The following is a 19857-nucleotide window of genomic DNA, read 5'->3' on the forward strand; positions in this document are numbered from 1 at the left end:
GCTGGTGTGGGGCTAAGTGGACGGTCGCCTCGCATGATCGTGCAGGTGAAACATCAAGTCTGACAGACCCTATGGCGTTTGGACTGAACGTTTGGACGGGTAGGGTGGTATGTGTTGGACAGACGAGAGGCTGAAAGATGGCGAACCGCTACGCAATTCGTGAACAGACCACCGGGCGATTCCAGGCGCGTTGGTATGACGACGGAGGGAAGCGTCGCAGCAAGACGTTCGGGACGAAGACCGCAGCTAAGAAGTTCTTGGACGGGATTCAGGCCGACCGCAACCGGGGTGACTACATAGACCCCAGCGACTCAAAGCGCACCTACCGAGAAGTCGCGGAACTTTGGATCGGCAGTCGCAACCTGCGGCCGAAGACGGCGCAGTCGTACCGGACGATTCTGGAACAGCGGATCTACCCGACGTTCGCTGAGCGGCCCATCGGCAGTATCACCACGATGGACTTGGTTGCCTGGGTTACGGACCTTTCGCTGCACGGCAAGCGGGTCGGCCACAACAACAAGGGACCTGCGGACCCGTCCAATAAGCGCGCCGCCCGAGACGCCCGCTACCGGGAGCGAGCAGGCAAGACACCGATCGGGAAGCCGCTCGCACCTGGGACGGTCCACAACGCGGTGCGGGTGATGCGGCAGGTGTTGGACGCAGCGGTGCGTGCGCGGTACCTGCGCGGTAATCCGGCCCACGGCCTCACCCGCGACGACTTACCCAAGGCTCACCGCGACACCACCTCCACCCCGTACCTGAGCGCGGCCCAGGTGGAACGGCTGGCCGTCGCAATGGAGGAGACCAGCGGCGACCACGCCCTGGCGTTGCTGGTGCGGTTCGCTGCACAGTCTGGGATGCGCGCAGGGGAGTGCTGCGGCCTGCGATGGGAGAACGTGGACCTGCTGCGGGGCCGGATTACCGTGTCGGAGTCCATCTCGTCGCTGAGTGATGGTGACTGGACCGTCGTGCCGCCGAAGAACGGCAAGACCCGCGTGGTGCCTGTCCCACCCGCACTGCGGGACGCACTGAACGCCCTGGCGACCGAGCGCAGCTCGCACGGGGCATTCACCCCCGAGTTGTACGTCTGGCCCGGTCCCGCGACCGAGGAGGCCGCGTTCGGCACCGAGCCGATGATGTGGGGGCGCGACTTCTACTTGCCGTACTGGAAGCTGGCCGTTGCCAAGGCCGGGTTACCAGGCGCACTCCGCTTCCATGACTTGCGGCACACCTGCGCGGCGTTGCTCATCGCGGCCAACGTCCCGGCCAAGGCAATCCAGGTGCACCTGGGCCACTCGTCCTTCAAGATCACGATGGACACCTACGGCCACCTGTACGAGGATGCCAGCGATACGGTCGCCAATGCCATGGACGCCGCCTTCACGGCCCAGGCAACCGCGGAGCCGACGAACGTGCGAGCGATCAGGGGTTAGCGAGGTTTGTCTGGGCCGTCGTCTATGCTCCGCCTGTGGGTGCCCTCGAATTCATCGCAGCGATAGTCGGATCGCTGGCTTGGCCGATCGTTGTGTTGATCGTTGTAGTCGTCCTGCGTCGCCAGATCAAAGAGCTCGCGGGGAAGTTGATCGCGCGATTTGCCGAGCTTATTGAGCTCAATGGACCAGGTTTCTCCTTCAGGTTCAGCGAGCAGCTGGACGAACTTGAGAGAGAGGTCGAAGAGATTGCCACGAAATCGGCGGCAGGAGCGAAAGCGACCGAGGCTGAACCCGATGGCGCTAGCGCGACCGAGGCTGAACCCGATGGCGCTAGCGCGACCGAGGCTGAACCCGATGGCGCTAGCGCGACCGACGGTGCCAAGGTAGGGGAGGGGACTCGGACAGCTGGGGCAGAACAGCGCGAGACCACGGCGCTTGGCGAAGACCCGCTCGTTGTTTTGCTAAGAGCATATCGGGTTGTCGAGAAGGCGATTGCACGAGCCTTGGACCGTCACGGCATTGCGCTGCAACGGCAGATGCCTCCGAATAGGGCGCTGAAGCTCCTTTCTGCGAAGGCGGACGTTGACCAGGGCCTACGCAGCATTGTTGCGGACCTCGCGACTCTTCGGAACAAAGCTGTGCATGAGGATCTTCAACTCTCTCAAGAAGATGCAGAACGGTACACGTGGATCGCCGACGACATAGCTGAGTACCTGGATCGGCTCTGACGATTGGCGACCAGGAGCTAGCCCTTGGGAACCTTCCGCGCCCGCTTCATCTTCGCCACGCGGTCAGGTTGGATGTACAGCTGGTCGATGAGTCCGTAGGCCAGGGACAGTCGGTCGGCTGCTTCGTCTTGGCTGACCTCTTCGTATTCGTCGGGGTGTGCTCCGGCATTGCCCGTTGTGCGGATTACGTCCACCCACTCCTTGAAGGAAGGCGGGATGTCGCCCTCCTCCACCATCTTCTTAAGCTTCTCGTACAGGTTGCGCTGGCTCTTGGCTTCTCCCGAACCGCGCTCTTGAACGAGGAACGCTAGGACGCCGCGTGCCATCACTGCGGCTGCATGCGGGGCCTGAACGGAGAGGGAACGCATACCCTCCTCATACATCGTCGCCATGCGATCCGGCACGATGCCTCGCATGTTGGAGGTGTCTGCGCCAGGGAACGGCCACCAGTGAATCGGAGCCATACTCCGGCTGGCTCCTGCAGGAGCCTTCTGTCGTTCCTCAATTACAACCGTACTTTCCTCGCATCCATGGCACCTCAGGACGACTACCCGCTGCATCGTTACCCTGTTGCTGCTTCCCGGGATGCCGCGGCTCACGAGGGTCCATTGAGCGACCTGGTCGAAGTTGCTCGTGCGTCCGCATCGGGGGCATGTTCCGCTGGGGTCCCCGCTGTAGGGCAGTGTGTCAGGGTTGCGCTCCGGTTCATCCGCGGTCTTGTCGGCGTCGTTACCAATCCTGATCTTTTCTGATGCCATGTTGATCATTGTGACGAAGTGCGCCGACAACGGTCGCACCATGGGGGGCTACAACGGGGCTACGGCACCCCCGGCGCATAGCATAAGCGCAGGTAGATCGGTCTTCGCGCGCGCCACAAGCGTTCCGCTTCAACGTCTAGACCCGGCTGACCACCCAGCTGAGTTCGGCCACTCGAGACGGTTCCCTACACTGTGCCTCGTGCGGATCGCGACCTTCAACGTCAATGGGATTCGTGCGGCGCAGCGGCGCGGATTCGAGGAGTGGCTGGCTGATCGTCGACCCGATGTGGTCGCGATTCAGGAAATGCGGGCTCGTGCCAGCGCCATCCCGCCGGGTGTGTTCGGCGAGTACCACCTGGCGTACGACGAGGGGGAGCTCGCGGGCCGTAACGGTGTCGCGGTCCTGACCCGGTGTGCGCCTCTCGCGATTCGAACGTGGAGTGGTGCGGCGCTCGTGCAACGGCCGGGGGAAATGCACACGGAGACAGTCGAACTCGACCCCGTGCCGTTGGCCCGTGGGCTGGGGGAGTTCGCCAACGAGGGCCGGTACCTCGAGGTGGACCTTGCCGAGGCGCCGATCACCGTGGTGTCGATGTACCTCCCGAAGGGCGGCCTTCCGGCGCACCTGCAGAAGCCGGGGCGCATGCGGGAGGCGCCCGACGGTGGAGCCCGCTACGACCGCAAGATGCGGTTCCTCTCCGCATTCGCGCGACAGCTGACCCGCGCGCGCCGCACGGCACGCGCACGGGGCAGGGAACTGCTGGTGATGGGTGACCTCAATATTGCGCACACCCGTCACGACGTTCGGAACTGGCGCCGCAGCAACCAGGTGGAGGGTTATCTGCCGGAGGAACGTGAGTGGTTCGACTCCATCCTGTCGCCGCGCACGCTCGTCGACGTCGTCCGGCGACAGCATCCGGGCATCGACGGTCCGTACTCGTGGTGGTCGTGGCTGGGGCAGTCGTTCGTGAATGATGTCGGGTGGCGCATCGACTACCACCTTGCGACGCCAGGTTTGGCGGGGGCGGTGGTCGCGGCCGGCACCGACCGGGATCCGGCGGCGGACCGCCGGATGAGTGACCACGCTCCGGTGGTCGTGGACTATGAGCTCTGAGCAGATCACGTACCCGGGACAGTGCGGCGAGAACTACAACCCGCGACGAGCGACCTCGGCCTCGAGTTCTTCGATGCGCTCACGGGCGTGGATGCAGTACGCCTCGCCGTAGTCGTTGGCAACAGATTCTCCGAGGAGCGCCCGCTGCTCCGCCAGGATGGCGGTCAGTTTGTCACTGCCCAGTGTGGTGACGTCGTCGTACACCGTCCCATTGTCGCAGGCGTGGGCCGCCGAAGCACGCGTACTCTCGTCCGGAAGTGGCTGCTCGTTCCTACGTGTGCATCTGCTCAGCGCGCGGAGTTGAGAAAGCAGCTCCGAGGGCGCGCACGGTCCTGTTCGGTGGTCGTATGCCGGGCAGGACTTTGTGCTGCAGTGAGCGGATCAGGAGGGTTCTTTGGCCGTCTCGTCGGCGGTTGCGGCGTCGACTCCGGAGACGGCGGCCAGCAGTTCTTTCGCGACAACCCGCAGCTTTCGGTTGCTGCGCTGTGAATTCTCGGCGAGCATCTGGAAGGCGGCGTCGGCGTCGATCCGGTGGATGGCCATCAGCATGCCCTTGGCCTGCTCGATCGGGGCGCGGCTTTCGAGGGCCTCGCGTAGCCCGTCGGCGAGATCCCGCGCATGCCGGAAGCGCGCATAGTCGCCGATGGCACGGGCCAGAGCGGCGGTCAGGGCATCGACGACGGCTTCGTCCTGCTCGGTGAAGGCGTCGGGCCTGCGACCATAGATGTTGAGCGAACCGAAACGCTCGCTAGGTGTGTAGAGCGGGGCAGCGAGGAACGAGCGGACGCCTTCTTCTTTCGCGGCGGCGATGAACTGGGGCCAGCGTGCGTCGGCACTGTCGACGTCTACGCGCACGGTCTCGCCCGTGGTGGCCGCATGCAGGCACGGACCCTCGCCGATTTCGTACTGGTGGGCGTCGACCTGCAGTGTTCGCGCATCGGTGTGCACTGCGGTGAAGGTACGGCCGCCGGACACGATGGTGATGCCGCAGCTGTCGGCGCCGTCGATCGCCTCGTGCGCGATCTCCACTGCTCGCTGCAGTACAACCACCAGGTGATCTTCGTCGGAGATCGATCCACCCATAGCGGTCACCAACGCGGCCAACCGCTCGACGCTCAGCGTCGCGGCAGACCGGGCAACCTTCTTCACCACCGCGGGGGCGTCCTCGGGTGAGGCGAGGACGGAGTCTGCGGTGGCCGCATCAGCGTGATATGCGTCCATAACGACCCATTATGACCCCGCGCCCCTTCGATGTGGAACCAGGGCGTTCCAGAACTTCGGAGGCGGTCGGCGCCAGAGGAGGCGTTCAAGGCGCAGGTCTGAAGCTGTGGTTGAGCAATCGGGTATCCGGGCACGTCTGTATAGGAAGGTGTCAGAGCGGTCGACCACCGGAGGGAGATCCAGATGAGTGTGCGACAAACGGTGACCGATGCACTCGCTGTCGGGAGGTTGGCGCTCGACGCGGGCGTGGCTCTCATTTCGCTCGGCGGACTGATGGCAGTGCACAGTGCGGTCGGTGAGGGAGCGTCGATGGCTGTCGTAGCGCGTTCGGTTCAGGCGGCGGGGCTCAGTGACTCGGAGACCGTGTGGTCATCCGCCGTGTCGCATAGCCAGCGTGCCAACACCTGACATCCGGTCAGCCCACGCGCGTCGAGGGGCTCGGTTGCGTACGCGATGTGCCGTCCACCCCGCCGGTTGGCGATACGAATGCCACGCCAGGCCAGCCGTGGCGGGAGGTAGCCAAGAATTTCGACGAGTGCGATACGCAGACGCCGGAGGTCGGTACGCCACTGACGGGGGCTGAAGCGGGTTTTCGCCGCGTTCTGGAAACTGTTGTGGCGGAGCAGCTGCCACATGTGCGCACACCAGGTGTGCACGGTGTGCAAGGACATCGATCGGGTGAGATCCGCAATGTCGCGGACGTAGCTGTCGTCGCTGGCATTGCAGATCATGTCCTGGGGGTTCGCCACCCACATCACCGAAACCCCGGCGGGGAGTGGCGGGCCTTCGCCGGCGACGCCGCGTCCCTCGCAGCCTGGCACCACCCCGGCCGGTTGCTGCGGATCGGAAATGAATCCGGCGGCAACGATGCGGCCCACTGGGACAATGCCCGTAGCAATCATTCCGAGAAGTTCCCGGATGACCGTGCACCCCTGCGAGTAGCCGATCAGGGCGATCGGGCCGGGGTCTTCCCGGAGTCGGTCGAGTAACGCGCAGACTCCCGCTTCGGTGCTCTGCACGTAGCTGAGGCCGCCCGTCGCGACCGGCCCGTACGACGCCGGATAACCGACCCATCGGGGCGCAAAACGGTCGTCGAGTCGGACGGTCACCTCGCGGAGGAGGCCCGTGACTTCGGTGCGGCGGTCATCGGGACGGGATTCGCCGGTGCCACCGACGGCGAGCACGGTCATCTGTGACATCACTCCATGGTGCCGCCCGGCGACGCTCCCGGGTGGGTTCGGAGCCTGAGAACTTACTGGCAATCGCGAGACAATCGTGCTCATCCGATCGCCAGGGCCACCAACGCCACCAGTGGAGGTGTGCTCTGGGACAGGGCTCCAGCGACGCCCGACCCGCGAGGGCGGCTCAAGGCCATACGGTCCGAGACGGCCAGGGCGATTCCTGCCAGGAACATGAAGATGCAGGTGTAGATCACGAGGGTGCGGCCTGCGGTGTCCGACCCGGCCCACCAGAGAACAACACCGGCCACCGCGCCGGAACCGAGGAACAAGTTGTAGAAACCGACGTTGAACGCCCACAGGCGGACGGCCGGTACGTCGGAGGTGGGAATCCGGAACAGCCGCTCGTGCACCGACGGCCGGAGGAACACCACCGACTCCCACACGAACGCCAGTAGATGAACGGCCGCCGCGATCAGCGTCGCAATCTGAGCGATGACGATCATGACGCACCTGCTTGGCTCGCCAGCGTGATCCCGTACTCGTTCGCGAGCTTGTGGAGAAGGGGCGCGGCGTCCTCCTCCGAGTGCTGAGCGCGACCGAGAGCGTCGAGTTCGGTGAAGAACCCGCTCATGTCCGCACCGGCCGTGACGAGGAGGAACTCGGCCGACTCACTGAGAACGGTGAAGGTGTTCATCGTTCCCGGGGGGAAGGTGATGGATTCACCCGCGGCGAGTTCGTAACCGGTGTCGGCCGCCTGAACGAGAATCCGGCCGCGCAACAGGTGGTAGGACTTCGGCCACGGCTCGGTATGCAGTGGCCCCGGTCTGCCTTGCCGACTCTCGACCAGGAAGACCTCGTACGCCCCGCGGGTGACCTCGCCGGGTACCAGCACCGTGATATCGGCGTCGGGAATGGTGAGGCGTGGGCCTTCACAGGAGCGGAGGATGTGAACGTCAGTAGACATACTGCGACCGTAAGACCGGGATGATCGGTGGCCTATCCCAGAAATCTGGGATAGCCGCGACGGTGTGAGCAGCGCATACTTGGCTGCATGCTCGAGATCCGAGCGGACAGGATCCGCCGGGAATTGGTGGCGTTGGCGGCATCGGGTGCCGGCGTCACTCAGGTGCACGAGCGCGCCATCGAGCTGGTCGAGCAGACGGTGTGCAGTGACCTGACGTGTTGGGCGATGATCGACCCGGAGTCGCTCGCGATCAGTTCGATGACCAGCGGGCGCACTCGAATTCCTCAGGAATACGAGCCGCTGCTTGCCGAATCGGAATACGGCGGAAGTGATCCCGCGACGTTCGCCGATCTCGCCTGTACCGGTCGTGGAGTCGCACGTGCCTCCGACCTGCCCGTCGACGAGGTGGCGCGCAGTCTCCGGCACAGTTCCGTGTGGCGGCCCCTCGGTCTCCCACGCGAGGTTCGGGTCATCTTCCGAGTGGACGGAACCTGCTGGGGTGGAGCCGGCTTCGTTCGATCGGGGCCGGATTTTTCCGACCGCGATCTCGAGTTCCTCGCGCTGGTGGCGCCGGGGCTGGCGGCCGCGACCCGGGCAGCGGCAGTGCACGCTCCGGCTACTACCCACCCACCGGACGATCAGGGGCTGGCAGTGGTGTTGACAAGTGCCACGGGCGAACCCCTTTCCTTCACCTCCGCGGCCCGAACCTGGCGGGATCGCGTCGAGGAAGTCGCCCACGGGCGGATGACCGTGGTGCTACGAGCCGCGACATTCGGTGCACGGTCCAGCAGTTCCGGGGTATTCCGGGCCCGCATCCGTGACGCACACGGCGGCTGGATTCTGGTGCGAGCAACTGCCATGCTCGGTGGCGACGAACCGCAGACCGTGGTCACTTTCGAATCGGCCGGTGGCAGCGACCTCACCGGTCTGCTGCTCGCCGCCTATGGGTTGACCGCACGAGAACGCGAAATCTGTAGCGACGTCGTGGCGGGATACGCCACGTCCGACATCGCGCAGCGTCGTGCCATCACTGCCAATACCGTGCAGGATCACCTGAAATCCGTCTATGCGAAGACGGGAGTTCGCAGTCGCGCCGAACTCGCCGCGCGGCTCCGATTCGGCCCTGCGACGGAACCGGCAGGCGCCGGTTCCCCGCAGGTGCGTCGGGCAGAGTGATCACCTGCGCCAGAACAGGTGGTGTGCCACACCGCTGGGGCTCGGCACAACCTCGAGGTGAAACCGGTCCAGCAGCTCATCGGGGGAGTCCCACAGGCGCACGCCGGACCCGAGTTGCACCGGAGAGACCACCACATGCATCGTGTCCACGAGATCGGCGTCGAGGAACTGCCGGATGGTGGTAGCCCCGCCGCCGAGTCGGACGTCCTTGCCGCCCGCGGCGTCACGCGCTTGCTCGAGAACCGTGGCAGGGTCACCACCGACGAAGTGGAATGTGGTGTCGGAGAGGGTGAACGACGGACGCTCGTGATGAGTCATCACGAATACCGGGGTATGGAACGGAGGTTCGTCGCCCCACCAGCCGCGCCAGCTGTGGTCCTCCCACGGCCCGCGTTGGGGTCCGAACTTGTTGCGGCCCATGATCTCGGCGCCGATATTTCGGGCGAAATCCCGCGTGAAGTAGTCGTCGAGTCCGCGGCTCCCACCGGGGTCGGTCCGCATGGGCCAGCTCGCCGTGGCGCCGGCCCAGGCGAACATCTCACCGGGGTCGGCGTGGCCGAACGGTCTCTCGAAGGTCTGGTTTTCACCGGCGCCGAACCCGTCACGAGACACCGTGAAGTTCTGGACTCTCAGCAGCTGATCCATTCAGTTTCTCCTGCACTGTCGAAGAGGGTGATGATGGTTGGACTCCGCGAGCCGGACAAACTCATCGGTGGAACTCGCACCCCTCACAGTAGAGATGCCGGCGACTTCTCTCGTGCAACCGGATCTGCGAGTTGAACCACGCCCACCCTGACGACAACGCTTGACCCTGACACAGTGACAAGGACTCCAATGGTCGGCGAAGGAGGTGGTTGTCGTGAACACAACCAACCACGGTGGGCCGAACGCTCACCTCGTCGACACTCTGGCAGCAGGCGGCCCATCGAGCCGGCTTCGGGCGGCGCTCGCTGCCGGCACGCGCCCAGACCCCCAGCTCGCGGACGCTCTCGTCGCTCGGTGCGCGGTCGAACCGGACTTCTTCGTCCGCGACATGCTGACCTGGGCTTTGTGCCGCCTGCCCAGCGAGCTCACAGTGCCGAGACTGATCCGAGAGCTCGGGTCCGACACTGCGCAGGCCCGTAGTCAGTCGCTGCACACCCTGTCCAAGATCGGGGATCGGATTGCCTGGCCAGGGGTGTCGGGACTGCTGCACGACGAGCACGACGAGGTCGCGCGCAGCGCGTGGCGGGCGGCCGTGGTGCTCGTGCCGCCGGGCGAGGAGGCCGCGCTCGCGGCCGATCTGGCGACAGAACTAGGTCGGGGCGATCAGCACCTGCAGCTCAGTCTGAGCCGTGCGCTGGTCGGACTCGGGGACGCTGTCCTACCGGTCCTCGACGACGCGGGGGCGAGTCCCGATCCGCGGATTCGTGCGCATGCCGGTGCTACGAAGCAGCTCTACGACCCCGACACCGGATTCAGCCTTGCACTCGAGATGGCGACGCGCGTCGCGGTCGCCGGCCCGGGCACGTAGCGGAAGGAGAGGGGATGTTGATCGGCGAGGTTTCTCGGCGGTGCGGCGTCAGTACGCGAATGCTGCGTCACTACGACACGTTGGGATTGGTCAGTCCCACCGGCCGCACCCCTGGCGGCTACCGCGAATACTCCGCCGACGACATCCGACGGCTGTTCCACGTCGAAAGCCTGAGGACGTTGGGGCTGTCGTTGAACGAAGTCAAACGAGCATTGGACGGGCCCGATTTCGCTCCGGCCGATCTGGTGGGAGACCTCATCCGGCACACCCGCCAGCGAATCGCTGCCGATCAGGAACTGCTCGCGAAACTCGAACGTGTAGACGCCGCCTCCCCGGCGGAGTGGGAAGATGTGCTGCGCATCGTCGCCCTGCTGCGGGCACTCGAATCGGAGTCTGCGGCCCGTCGTCAACAAGCGATCCTGTCGCAGAGCGGGAAGGCATCGCTACCCGTCGAAGCGCTGGTCGAGGCCGCCCTCGCGGAGGAAGACCCCAATGTGGCCGGTGCGCTGCACTGGTCGTTGGCGAGGGTCGCCGGTCACGGACTTGCGCATCTCGCCAAGGGTCTCGACGCGGAGGAGGTCGACGTCCGGCGTCGCGCGACTGCCGCGATAGCGGCTGTCCACACAGCGGAGGCAACGGTACATCTGAGACGAGCCCTCGATGATCCGGATACCGGCATCCGCGGATATGCCGCCCTGGCTCTCGGCTCTCGTGGAAACATCGACTCGATACCCGCCCTCCTCGAGATGGTCGTCGACGGGCGGCGCGATGTCGAGGCGGCCGAAGTCCTTGGCCTGCTGACGACCATTGCATGTCCGGCGGAAGATATCGTCGAGGCCCTGCAGCGCGAGCTCGACCACGCCGACGATGCGCCCACCCGGTTGCGAATCACACAGGCCCTCGCGGAGATTCCCGGCACGGCGGCACGGACGGCACTCGACAGGCTCACCGACGACGGCGACCGGACGATCGCGTCCACCGCGGCAGCGATCGTGAGCGCGCAGGACCGGGGTCGAAGCCCGCTCCGATAATGAAGGCGCATCCGGTCAAAGTCCCCGTCGTCCGATGATGTCGAGGTACGAACGAACCCGGCGATAGCGGTTCACAGCGCGTTGCCGAGCGAGGAGAATGGGCAGAGGCCTCCGGCATCTCGGCGCCGACCGTCGGCGACGGCCGTGAAAGGTGAGACGATGAAGCTTGCAGTCATCGGTGGTACCGGGTTGATCGGATCGCAGGTGGTCCGCAAGCTGAACGAATCCGGCCACGAGGCCATTCCCGCATCGCAGTCGACCGGCGTCGACCTGATCTCGGGTCAGGGTCTGGACAGCGCACTCGCGGGTGCAGATGTGGTGATCGATGCCTCGAACTCTCCGACCTTCGATGAGGCGTCCCTGGACTTCTTCCGCGCCTCCATGAGTAACCTGCTGGCGGCCGGGGAACGTGCCGGTGTCCGGCATCAGGTGGTCCTCTCGATCGTCGGTGTCGATCAAGTGCCCCAGTTGGATTACTACCGGGCAAAGACCCTCCAGGAGAACCTGCTCCGGCACGGGCCGACACCGTACTCCATTCTTCGTGCCACCCAGTTCTTCGAGTTCGTCGACGCCGTCTTGTCGTGGACCTCCGACGGTGACACAGTGCGGCTGCCCTCCACCCCACTCCAGCCGATTGCCGCTGCGGAGGTGGTCGATGCGCTCGTCGAAGTCTCCACCGGTACACCGCTGGGAGGTATCCGAGACATTGCCGGTCCGGAGGTTTTCCTCTCGATGAACTCGGCAGAATCACGTTGGCGGCGCAGGGCGATGCCCGGACCGTGACTCTCGACGAGAACGCCGGCTTGTTCGGCGCAGTTACCGGAGACGTGCTCACAGCGGGTTCAGACGCTCGTCTGGCGTCCACGCACTATCGGGACTGGCTTCAGCAGCGTCGCTGACGTCTGCGAGGGAACTGCGGTTTCGACGCCGCCGACCCGGGTTCGGGTTCCGGCCAACACTGTGAGGAGTCCACGTGACGCGAGAGGGAAGTATCCGGGTCGGCGACCGGACCATCACGTATCTCGAAGCCGGTGACCCGGGCGGACCACTCGTGCTGCACAACCACGGGGGACCCTCGAGCCGACTGGAGGCGGAACTGTTCGATCCGTATGCGAAGGCCAATGGACTGAGATTCGTATGCGCAGACCGGCCGGGCATGGGCGGGTCAGATCTTCAGCGGGGCCGCACCTTCGAAGGCTGGACCGATGACCTCCTGCTGTTGGCCGACTCCTTCGGCGCACACCGATTCGCAGTAACCGGTTGGTCCGAGGGTGGACCGTGGGCCCTCGCGGCCGCCGCGTATCTGGATCCCGCACGGCTGGTCAATGTCGTGTGCATCGCCGGGGGCAATTACGGAACGTTCGGATCGAACTGGGCCGCGAAGTACCTCAGTAGCGTCGACGCGCTGGGCGGCCGCCTGGCGCTTCACTTCCATCCCGGTTTCACACTCATGTACGACGTGCTCGGTATCAGTGCCACCCATTTCGCGGATCGCTACGCGAAGGCGATCACGCAGTCGGCGTGCACCGCGGATCGGGAGGTGTTGGCTGACGAAAAGGTCCTCGACGCGTTTCTGAGGGCAGGGCGCGAGTGCTTTCGGCATGGCGCGGACGGACTTGTCGCCGATGCCACGATGCTCTACCAGGCCTGGCCGTTCGACATGACGACAGTGTCTCGCCCCGTGCACTTCTGGCAGGGAAGCGCCGACACCCTGGTGCCGGAGATCATCAACAAGACGGTAGCGGACAAGACCCCGGGCGCCGTCTGGCACCCGATCAGTGGTGGTGGTCATTTCATCGCCGTCAGCCACGCGAACGACATTCTCGCGCTGGTAGCGAGTGACCTTGCACCCGTGGAAAACTGACGCTCCCTGTCAGGTCAGGACTTCTCGGGCGTCGCCCCGGGTGTGGTAGAACAGCCAATGGCTGGTGCGGCGGGCTGAGGGCGCGCAGGGATCATGACCCCGGTTCTCTTGGTCAGCACGGTGGTCGCCGGGTGTGCGTCATCGGAGTCGGACTCGAGACGCAGTCTGATTCGCTCTCGACGTTGGCACGCGTCCCGAGGAGGTCCGGACGAGCGTGAACCGTTTCCCTTCAGGCTCCCGCACCCACGAGCGCGGAAGCCGAGATTGCTACGAAGAGATCTGCGGTTGCAATTCGTCGTACGGCTCGATGCAGGGTCACCGTCTGCAGGATGCCGTGAGGGTCGAGGGTGTAGTCGACGTCGAGAACGCCTGCAGCGGTGCCGATACGGAGCGAACCCGGCCAGCCGATTCGGGCGTTGGTGGCGACGGTCCCGCCCGACACGGTGACGGCTGCCGCCACTGCGACAGCAGAGGTGAGACCGATCGCGGGATGGGGCGCCATCATCGACATCATGCGTACCGACACGTCGTAGTCCTCGGCGCGCACCAGACTTCCCGTTGCGGTGCGGTAGTCCGTGGGTGGTCCGACGATTCCCACTTTCGGGATGGCGTGGGTTATCGGATCGGTGGGCCGTGCGAGTCCCATCAGGAGTGCAGCCTCGCGGCGAAGGGCGATGAGCGTGGGAAGCCGGTCGGCGAGGGTGGCGTTGTCCTCTGCGCCGGTGAGCCCGAGGTCCGTCGCGTCGAACAGCGCGGCGGGAGCGCCGGCCCGGACGAGTGTTCCTCGATACATGTTGCTGCCGAGCTCGATTCGGTTGACGGCCTGGCCGGTCGGCAGCAGGGTGGTGCGATCGGCGTCCAACCCGGTGAACGTCAGACCCACCGGCACGCCGAGTGCGGGCGTGCCCGGGACCGAGGCGCTTCCCTCGGTGGGGACGTGGCCACCCGGCGTGGCGATCTCTGCCCGCAGTACGGCTCCGGTGTTCTGATTCCGCATGCGCACGATCGTGAGGGTGTCGTCGATGGCGACCAACCCGGCTTGCACTGCGTAGAGGCCGATCGCGGTGGCGCAGTTGCCACAGTTGCTGCCCCATTCGACCGTCCGGTCGTCGATCGCCACCTGAGCGAACAGGTAGTCGACGTCGATGTCCGGCACGGTGGATCGCCGCACGATGGCGGCCTTGGATGTGGTGGAGCTACCGCCTCCGACGCCGTCGAGCTGCCTCGGATCGCCGGACCCGAAAGCGGCCGTGAGGATGTTGTCGAGTCCGCCGGCGCCGGCGATGTAGGGGTCGATGTCGACGGCGTTGAAGAGCCAGCACTTGCTGGTCCCGCCTCGCATCCAGGTGCCTCGGAGAGTGAACATCGGGTGGACCTTTCGATCGTGTCTGTGCTTCCAGGCTGTGGTCCGCGAGGTTCAAGCACAATGGAGAAATCTGTCGTGGTCGTTCAGTGCGGCTTAAGAGTCAGAGCAGTGCCGGCACGACGACCAGGATCAGCCAGCACAGCGCCGGGGCGACGGCGACGACGATGCCTGCGTTGAGCAGCAGCTGACGGTAGAAGCGCGGCCGCTCGATGTTCTGGGCATTGGCTAGAACGAGGGCGCCGTTCGTCGAGAACGGGGACACGTCGACGACGGTGGCGGAGATGGCGAGAGCGGCGACGACACCGACCACTGGTAGCGCTCCCGTTCCCAGCAGCGGCATGGCGAGCGGAATCACCGCGGCGAGCAGTGCGGTGGAGGATGCGAAGGCGGAGGTGACGCCGATGACGTAGCAGAGCACGAGCGCGACGATGAGCGGTGCGCCGATGGTGATGGCCATCTCTGCCAGGTGGTCGATGGTGCCCACCTCTTGCAGGATGGAGATGTAGGTGACCATGCCCGCCACGAGGAGGACCGTCGACCAGCTGATGTCCGCGATCGCGTCGTTCTGCTTCTTCAGATCGGTGAACGCCAGGACAGCTCCCGCCGCGATGGCTATGAAGCTGATCGGCAGATGCAGGACCAGGACCAGCACCAGCAGGGCGCCAATGAGGAACAGCGTCAGCTTTTGGGCGCGGGTAACGGCTGCGGGTGCATCGATGAGGGTCGTCGAGACCGGCCGCGTGAGTACCCGCGTGCCCGGCGCTCCGGAGCTGCTGCTGCCGCCGCCCGTGGGCGGTGTGGTCCGGTGCGGCGCGCCGTCACGTGAACCGCCGAGGGGCGCTACATCAGTCGATCCGGTCGCGGAGAACTCCAGTCCTCGGGTGCGGGCGAGCGCGGCGTAGCCGACCACCGTCAGCACCGAGAGCAGCAGGTTGATGCCGTAACTGGAGAAGAACAACGTCCACGGGGCGATCGAGAGGCCGTTCGACTCGACGATGTCTCGGACCAGGACACCGGAGACGGAGATCGGCGAGAAGGCGCCGGCGTGGGCCCCATTGATGACCATGATGCCCATGACCAGCGGGCTCATGTGAGTGCGGGCGGCGAACGCCATCGCGGCAGGGATGATCAGAGCGACGGCGGCGGGACTGAATGTTCCCAGTGCGGTGAGCACGGATGCGGTGAAGAAGAACACCCAGGGAACCACCGTGACCCGTCCGTTCACCGCACGAATGCAGCTGTTGACCAGCAGGTCGATGGTGCCGTTGCGCTTGGCCATGCCGAAGAAGTAGGTCACTCCGACGATGGTGAGCACGATCGAACTCGGAAACGCGGTGAGAATTTCCTTGTCGTCGTACCCGAGTGCGAAATAGCCGACGACGAAAGCGCCGATGAAGCCGAGAATGCCGATGTTGATCGGAAAGAAGGTGGCGATCGCGAACATCGCAACGAGCGCGATGAGTGGGAGGATCTCGATGGAGGTCATAAGAGAGCTTTCCAGGCGTGGGCAGAAGGTCACATTCAGCGCTTGAACGTCGTCCAAATCACACTATTGACGGCACCGGTTAAGGGCAATACCGTTTCGCTATAGATCCCTTTAGCTCAACTGAAGTCGGGAGGTCGAGTGCAGCACTCATTCGACGTCGTCACGCTGTTCCTGTTGCTCGACATTGCGGAAGCGGGTTCGTTGACTGCCGGTGCCGAGCGCGCTCGGATGACCCCTTCGGCTGCGTCGCAGCGCATCGCCAAGCTCGAACACAGCATCAAGCAGCCGGTGCTCACCCGGCTGCCCCGTGGGGTCCAGCTCACCGAGGCCGGTGAAGTCCTGACCAGCCGCGCACGCCTGTTCCGACGCGAGATGCGCGCCGCGAGCGGCGACCTCGAAGCGATCCGGGGCCTGCAGCGCGGGTCGGTGCGGCTCGGTTCTTTCCCTACTGTCAGCGCGTCGCTGCTCTCTGACGCGCTGAAGGAGTACCACTCACGGTGGCCTGAAGTCGACGTGCGGGTGCGTTCAGCGGTACGCCCGCAGCTTCTCGACATGCTGCACTCGAGCGAGGTGGATCTGGCATTGCTGTGGAGCTACTCGTGGACTGAGGAAGCCGAGCGGTCGCTGTCGCTTGAATCGTTGATGGAGGACGAGACGGTCCTGCTGCTTCCCATCGATCATCAGAGCGACGACGAGATCGCGCTACCGGATCTTCGCGATGCTCGCTGGATCATCCGAAGCAACGACCATCCGGCAGGGGAGGTCCTTCTCCGTAGCTGCCGCGCAGCCGGATTCGAACCCGACGTCGTCTACGAAGCCCACGACTACCAGGAGATCGAAGCGATGGTCGCCGCCGGCGTCGGAATCGCCATGGTTCCGAGGCTCGCCGTGGCCTACCACCGGCCGGACGTCCGGACGGTGACGTTTCGTAAGCAGGACCGCGTGCCGACGCGCGTCATCTACATCGCCTCTCTCGCCCGCCGCCAGTACACCCCCGCCATGTACGCGATCTCACGCGCACTACGCGGCGCCGCCGACCGCATGGCCACCGCGCCGTCCGTCTGACGGCGGGAGGAGGTGCACGTGCCGAAGGTCCGGGCGTGAAGGCAGCACCGAAATCACCTGAACGCTCTTGTATCGAAAACTTGCCCGTTCTAGGCTGAGGTATGGCCACGGTCGGTCGTGATTCGGCGGCGCCAAGCGGGTCCGAATCCCGCCGGTATCGTTCTCCGCTGCGTCGGATGCAGGCAGCTCAAACTCGAGCGGCCGTACTGGAGGCCGCCGCGCGGTTGTTCGCCGAGCACGGCTGGGCAGGCACCGGCATCAGGGATGTCGCGCAGGCCGCGACGGTGTCCGTCGAAACCGTCTACACGACGTTCGGTTCCAAGGCCTACCTGTTGAAGGCGGCGCTCGAGGTCGCCATTGTCGGCGATGACGCGCAGGTGCCGTTGGCCGACCGGCCCGTCTACACGGCAATCGGTGCGGGGCGCACGGGTGGCGACCGCATCGAGATCGCTGCGCGCATGATCGCCTTGATCAACGAGCGCATCTACCGCCTGGCCGGGGCAGTCCGCCAGGGTGCGACGGTCGATACCACGCTGGCAGCGGTGTCCGTCGACCTGGAAGGGCAGCGCAGGCGCTCGGCTGCCGACGTCGCAAATATGATCATGGGCCGTCAGTCCGACCCCGGTCAGGTCGACGAACTGTGCGTCCAGACCAGCGACCAGGTGTATGCCCTGTTCGTACAAGAATGCGGCTGGACTCGAGTCCGATACGAGTCGTGGCTGATCGACCGCATCGCAGAAATCCTCAACCGCCCGAGCTGAATTCTCGTGCGCCTTTATCTGGAGTCCGTCATGACAACCGACACTCTGCCCCACGCCGACACCCGGATCATGCGCATCGTGCACAACGCGCTACGCCGCGACCTTGCTCGCGCGATACAGGTGCTGGGCGCTGCCCCTGCGCCCACATCGGCCCAGCGGGTCGCCCTCGCCGACCACCTCGTGTGGATGATGCATTTCCTTCACCTGCACCACAGCGGCGAGGACGATGCCCTATGGCCTCTCGTCCGTCAGTTGAACCCGGCCGCCGGAGCACTCCTCGACGTGATGGACGCCGACCATGCTCGGATCGGCCCAGAGATCGAGCGGGTCACCGCCGCGGCAATCGAATATCGTGCCGATTTCGCTGCCCGACAGGACCTTCTACATTCCCTTACCGTTCTGAAGCACGTTCTCCTGCCGCATCTGCAGCGTGAAGAGGACGAGATGATGCCGGTCGTCGCCCGGACCCTGACCGGTCGGCAATGGGACGAGGTTGAGCAGCGCGTCTTCATCACCTCGAAAACCAAGCGGGAGTTGGGAACCGAAGCTCACTGGATCGTCGACGGTGTCGATCGCGAGGATTGCGACGTCGCCGTCCGTAAAGTCGGTCCCGTCACTCGGTTCATCTTGCTCCATACGTTCGCGCGACCCTATCGGCGGGCGTGCGCCGCCCGGTGGGGCGCTCATCTCGACGTCAGCCCCCGTCTCCACCGGCCACCTCGCACCGAGGGGTCGGTGGAGCTGTGGATCGACGCCCCGGCCCGACAGCTGTACGACGCGGTCGCCGACGTCACGCGCATCGACGAACGCAGCCCCGAGTGCCGACGCTGCGCATGGTTGCCGGGACGGTCACCGGGATCCGTGGGCGCCCGATTCCGGGGGCACAACCGTGCACATCACCTGCGCTGGTCGCGGCTGTGCGAGGTGACCGTCGCCGACCCGGGTAGGACGTTCGAGTTCCATACGGTCTCGGAGCGTCGCAACCCGCTGTACCACGACTCGACAACCTGGACCTACACCTTCAGAGCGGACGGCGACGGAACGCAGGTGACGCATTCGTATCGGATCGACCGACTGCCGTACCGCCCACTGCTCGCGCTCTATTTACGTCTGCTCCCGCAGCATCGAGACATGCGACCCCAGATTCGACAGAATCTCGAGGCGCTGCGGATGCAGGCGCATGCCGGCACGACCCTGCCCAGAACGGCGTAGGCACTCCGGACGGTCGAGATCAGGCGGCTTGCAAGAGTCGGCCGCGTCCACCACGCTGAGCAGCGAGCACGAGGACTACCGGCGAGCCCAGATCGCGCACCGATGAGTTTCTCGCGCCGCGCCGGTCTATACGCCGGGCACCCACGGACGGAAAGGCTGTGCCATGCGGAAACTGATCTACGGCATGAATTTGACCCTGGACGGCTACATCGCTGCGGCCGGCGACGACATAAGTTGGGGCGGACCGCCGAGCGACGAACTGTTCCAATGGTGGCTCGACCACGAGCAGGCGAGTGGCCTCTCGCTGTATGGGCGCAAGCTGTGGGAGACGATGAGCTCCTACTGGCCGACCGGCGACCAACAGCCCAACGCCACCCCGGCGGAGATCGAGTTCGCGCGGAACTGGCGGGACACGCCGAAGGTGGTGTTCTCCTCGACGATCGACAGACAGGTCGACTGGAACACCCGCCTGGTCACCGGCGACGCGATCGCCGAAATCACCCGGCTCAAGGCCGAGGACGGCGGCCCCATGAACATCGGCGGCGCAACGCTCGCCGGGTCGGCCATGCGCGCCGGGCTGATCGACGAGTACGCGATCGCCGCCTATCCAGTCCTGGTGGGCGGCGGCACGCCGTTCTTCACCGCGCTGGACAGCTGGGTGAACCTGAACCTTGTGGAGACGCGGACATTTCCCGGCGGCGTGGTCGTGACCAGGTACGAGACGAGGCGCTGAGCAGCACCACCCAAACGCTAGTCTCACGGTGATGTCGTACTGGTACGACGCGGCCCGTGAGATTACGACGTCAGCCGCGAGACCCTACATGGCTGGAGCGTCTCACTGCCGGTGGCATTTTGAGACGCTGCACAGGAACCGGCCGTGCCCATGCCCTGGGCTGTCGCGCACTGGGCTAGCTACTTCGACCTGAAAAACGAGGCGCCCCGGTGAGCATGATTCGGCCGTTCTCGGCCGGTCAGGATTCGGTT

General features: G+C 65.2%; 21 protein-coding genes. 12 read left to right on the forward strand and 9 right to left on the reverse strand.

All coding sequences use genetic code 11. The features are described 5' to 3' along the window. Nucleotides 1-137: 137 nt before the first annotated feature. Complete coding sequence (locus tag R4P95_RS32750) at nucleotides 138-1433, forward strand: tyrosine-type recombinase/integrase (RefSeq protein WP_317747793.1); 1296 nt, start codon at nucleotides 138-140, stop codon at nucleotides 1431-1433. Between the two features lie 35 nt (nucleotides 1434-1468). Then, complete coding sequence (locus R4P95_RS32755) at nucleotides 1469-2161, forward strand: hypothetical protein (RefSeq protein ID WP_317747794.1); 693 nt, start codon at nucleotides 1469-1471, stop codon at nucleotides 2159-2161. 17 nt (nucleotides 2162-2178) lie between these two features. Here R4P95_RS32755 and R4P95_RS32760 read toward each other — a convergent pair whose 3' ends face one another. Beyond that, nucleotides 2179-2625 carry a DUF4145 domain-containing protein gene (locus R4P95_RS32760; RefSeq protein ID WP_317747795.1) on the reverse strand — a complete coding sequence of 149 codons (447 nt, stop codon included), beginning with the start codon at nucleotides 2623-2625 and terminating at the stop codon, nucleotides 2179-2181. Nucleotides 2626-3118: 493 nt separating this feature from the next. Between R4P95_RS32760 and R4P95_RS32765 the strand changes: the two genes are divergently transcribed. After that, nucleotides 3119-4033, forward strand: coding sequence for an exodeoxyribonuclease III (locus tag R4P95_RS32765; protein ID WP_317747796.1), 915 nt, complete (start codon nucleotides 3119-3121; stop codon nucleotides 4031-4033). Between the two features lie 33 nt (nucleotides 4034-4066). Here the strand turns inward: R4P95_RS32765 and R4P95_RS32770 are convergent, their stop codons facing one another. The 5 genes from R4P95_RS32770 to R4P95_RS32790 all read right to left on the reverse strand — a co-directional run bounded on the left by R4P95_RS32770 (nucleotide 4067) and on the right by R4P95_RS32790 (nucleotide 7399). Next, nucleotides 4067-4237 carry a hypothetical protein gene (locus R4P95_RS32770; protein WP_317747797.1) on the reverse strand — a complete coding sequence of 57 codons (171 nt, stop codon included), beginning with the start codon at nucleotides 4235-4237 and terminating at the stop codon, nucleotides 4067-4069. Nucleotides 4238-4414: 177 nt separating this feature from the next. Continuing rightward, entirely contained in the window at nucleotides 4415-5254 is an 840-nt protein-coding gene (locus R4P95_RS32775; protein WP_213576980.1) for a GAF and ANTAR domain-containing protein, read from the reverse strand. 332 nt (nucleotides 5255-5586) lie between these two features. Beyond that, nucleotides 5587-6453, reverse strand: coding sequence for a PE-PPE domain-containing protein (locus R4P95_RS32780; protein WP_317747798.1), 867 nt, complete (start codon nucleotides 6451-6453; stop codon nucleotides 5587-5589). 80 nt (nucleotides 6454-6533) lie between these two features. Continuing rightward, the gene (locus R4P95_RS32785; protein WP_109332199.1) at nucleotides 6534-6938 is read right to left on the reverse strand and encodes a DUF1304 domain-containing protein; all 405 of its coding nucleotides are present in this window, start codon (nucleotides 6936-6938) and stop codon (nucleotides 6534-6536) included. Continuing rightward, nucleotides 6935-7399 carry a hypothetical protein gene (locus R4P95_RS32790; RefSeq protein WP_317747799.1) on the reverse strand — a complete coding sequence of 155 codons (465 nt, stop codon included), beginning with the start codon at nucleotides 7397-7399 and terminating at the stop codon, nucleotides 6935-6937. Before R4P95_RS32790 ends, R4P95_RS32785 begins: the two co-directional genes overlap by 4 nt. 87 nt (nucleotides 7400-7486) lie before the next feature. On the opposite strand from R4P95_RS32790, the gene R4P95_RS32795 reads away from it, so the two are divergent. Next, on the forward strand, nucleotides 7487-8575 hold the full coding sequence (locus R4P95_RS32795) for a helix-turn-helix transcriptional regulator (RefSeq protein WP_317747800.1): 1089 nt from the start codon (nucleotides 7487-7489) through the stop codon (nucleotides 8573-8575). On the opposite strand, the gene R4P95_RS32800 is transcribed toward R4P95_RS32795, so the two are convergent. Continuing rightward, the gene (locus R4P95_RS32800) at nucleotides 8576-9220 is read right to left on the reverse strand and encodes a dihydrofolate reductase family protein (RefSeq protein ID WP_213576984.1); all 645 of its coding nucleotides are present in this window, start codon (nucleotides 9218-9220) and stop codon (nucleotides 8576-8578) included. It lies immediately after the preceding gene. A 205-nt stretch (nucleotides 9221-9425) separates the two neighbouring features. Here R4P95_RS32800 and R4P95_RS32805 point away from each other — a divergent pair, with 205 nt between their 5' ends. From R4P95_RS32805 to R4P95_RS32820, 4 genes are all read left to right on the forward strand, one after another. Further along, on the forward strand, nucleotides 9426-10088 hold the full coding sequence (locus tag R4P95_RS32805) for a HEAT repeat domain-containing protein (RefSeq protein WP_317747802.1): 663 nt from the start codon (nucleotides 9426-9428) through the stop codon (nucleotides 10086-10088). 14 nt (nucleotides 10089-10102) lie between these two features. Continuing rightward, nucleotides 10103-11119 carry a MerR family transcriptional regulator gene (locus R4P95_RS32810; RefSeq protein ID WP_317747803.1) on the forward strand — a complete coding sequence of 339 codons (1017 nt, stop codon included), beginning with the start codon at nucleotides 10103-10105 and terminating at the stop codon, nucleotides 11117-11119. A 159-nt stretch (nucleotides 11120-11278) separates the two neighbouring features. Further along, nucleotides 11279-11902: an SDR family oxidoreductase gene (locus R4P95_RS32815; RefSeq protein ID WP_317747804.1), complete on the forward strand. Its 624-nt coding sequence runs from the start codon at nucleotides 11279-11281 to the stop codon at nucleotides 11900-11902. Between the two features lie 190 nt (nucleotides 11903-12092). Further along, nucleotides 12093-12983: an alpha/beta hydrolase gene (locus tag R4P95_RS32820; RefSeq protein ID WP_317747805.1), complete on the forward strand. Its 891-nt coding sequence runs from the start codon at nucleotides 12093-12095 to the stop codon at nucleotides 12981-12983. 229 nt (nucleotides 12984-13212) lie between these two features. Here the strand turns inward: R4P95_RS32820 and R4P95_RS32825 are convergent, their stop codons facing one another. Beyond that, on the reverse strand, nucleotides 13213-14349 hold the full coding sequence (locus tag R4P95_RS32825; RefSeq protein ID WP_317747806.1) for a PrpF domain-containing protein: 1137 nt from the start codon (nucleotides 14347-14349) through the stop codon (nucleotides 13213-13215). 100 nt (nucleotides 14350-14449) lie between these two features. Continuing rightward, nucleotides 14450-15835, reverse strand: a complete 1386-nt coding sequence (locus R4P95_RS32830; protein ID WP_317747807.1) for an SLC13 family permease — start codon at nucleotides 15833-15835, stop codon at nucleotides 14450-14452. 138 nt (nucleotides 15836-15973) lie between these two features. Between R4P95_RS32830 and R4P95_RS32835 the strand changes: the two genes are divergently transcribed. The 4 genes from R4P95_RS32835 to R4P95_RS32850 all read left to right on the forward strand — a co-directional run bounded on the left by R4P95_RS32835 (nucleotide 15974) and on the right by R4P95_RS32850 (nucleotide 19606). After that, nucleotides 15974-16900, forward strand: coding sequence for a LysR family transcriptional regulator (locus R4P95_RS32835; protein WP_213576990.1), 927 nt, complete (start codon nucleotides 15974-15976; stop codon nucleotides 16898-16900). 101 nt (nucleotides 16901-17001) lie between these two features. Continuing rightward, complete coding sequence (locus R4P95_RS32840; RefSeq protein ID WP_317747808.1) at nucleotides 17002-17661, forward strand: helix-turn-helix domain-containing protein; 660 nt, start codon at nucleotides 17002-17004, stop codon at nucleotides 17659-17661. Nucleotides 17662-17691: 30 nt separating this feature from the next. Beyond that, the gene (locus R4P95_RS32845) at nucleotides 17692-18873 is read left to right on the forward strand and encodes a hemerythrin domain-containing protein (RefSeq protein WP_317747809.1); all 1182 of its coding nucleotides are present in this window, start codon (nucleotides 17692-17694) and stop codon (nucleotides 18871-18873) included. 163 nt (nucleotides 18874-19036) lie between these two features. Beyond that, a complete protein-coding gene (locus R4P95_RS32850; protein ID WP_213576993.1) occupies nucleotides 19037-19606 on the forward strand; it encodes a dihydrofolate reductase family protein in 570 nt (189 codons plus the stop codon). Nucleotides 19607-19857: the final 251 nt, after the last annotated feature.

The organism is Rhodococcus sp. IEGM 27, assembly GCF_033142305.1.
Taxonomy (GTDB): Bacteria; Actinomycetota; Actinomycetes; order Mycobacteriales; family Mycobacteriaceae; genus Rhodococcus_F; species Rhodococcus_F oxybenzonivorans.

Coding starts and splice junctions, on each gene's coding strand:
- R4P95_RS32750 (WP_317747793.1), top strand. CDS start 138: ATGGCGAACCGCTACGCAATTCGTGAACAGACCACCGGGCGATTCCAG.
- R4P95_RS32760 (WP_317747795.1), bottom strand. CDS start 2,625: ATGGCTCCGATTCACTGGTGGCCGTTCCCTGGCGCAGACACCTCCAAC.
- R4P95_RS32775 (WP_213576980.1), bottom strand. CDS start 5,254: ATGGACGCATATCACGCTGATGCGGCCACCGCAGACTCCGTCCTCGCC.
- R4P95_RS32780 (WP_317747798.1), bottom strand. CDS start 6,453: ATGTCACAGATGACCGTGCTCGCCGTCGGTGGCACCGGCGAATCCCGT.
- R4P95_RS32785 (WP_109332199.1), bottom strand. CDS start 6,938: ATGATCGTCATCGCTCAGATTGCGACGCTGATCGCGGCGGCCGTTCAT.
- R4P95_RS32790 (WP_317747799.1), bottom strand. CDS start 7,399: ATGTCTACTGACGTTCACATCCTCCGCTCCTGTGAAGGCCCACGCCTC.
- R4P95_RS32795 (WP_317747800.1), top strand. CDS start 7,487: ATGCTCGAGATCCGAGCGGACAGGATCCGCCGGGAATTGGTGGCGTTG.
- R4P95_RS32800 (WP_213576984.1), bottom strand. CDS start 9,220: ATGGATCAGCTGCTGAGAGTCCAGAACTTCACGGTGTCTCGTGACGGG.
- R4P95_RS32810 (WP_317747803.1), top strand. CDS start 10,103: ATGTTGATCGGCGAGGTTTCTCGGCGGTGCGGCGTCAGTACGCGAATG.
- R4P95_RS32815 (WP_317747804.1), top strand. CDS start 11,279: ATGAAGCTTGCAGTCATCGGTGGTACCGGGTTGATCGGATCGCAGGTG.
- R4P95_RS32825 (WP_317747806.1), bottom strand. CDS start 14,349: ATGTTCACTCTCCGAGGCACCTGGATGCGAGGCGGGACCAGCAAGTGC.
- R4P95_RS32830 (WP_317747807.1), bottom strand. CDS start 15,835: ATGACCTCCATCGAGATCCTCCCACTCATCGCGCTCGTTGCGATGTTC.
- R4P95_RS32840 (WP_317747808.1), top strand. CDS start 17,002: ATGGCCACGGTCGGTCGTGATTCGGCGGCGCCAAGCGGGTCCGAATCC.
- R4P95_RS32845 (WP_317747809.1), top strand. CDS start 17,692: ATGACAACCGACACTCTGCCCCACGCCGACACCCGGATCATGCGCATC.
- R4P95_RS32850 (WP_213576993.1), top strand. CDS start 19,037: ATGCGGAAACTGATCTACGGCATGAATTTGACCCTGGACGGCTACATC.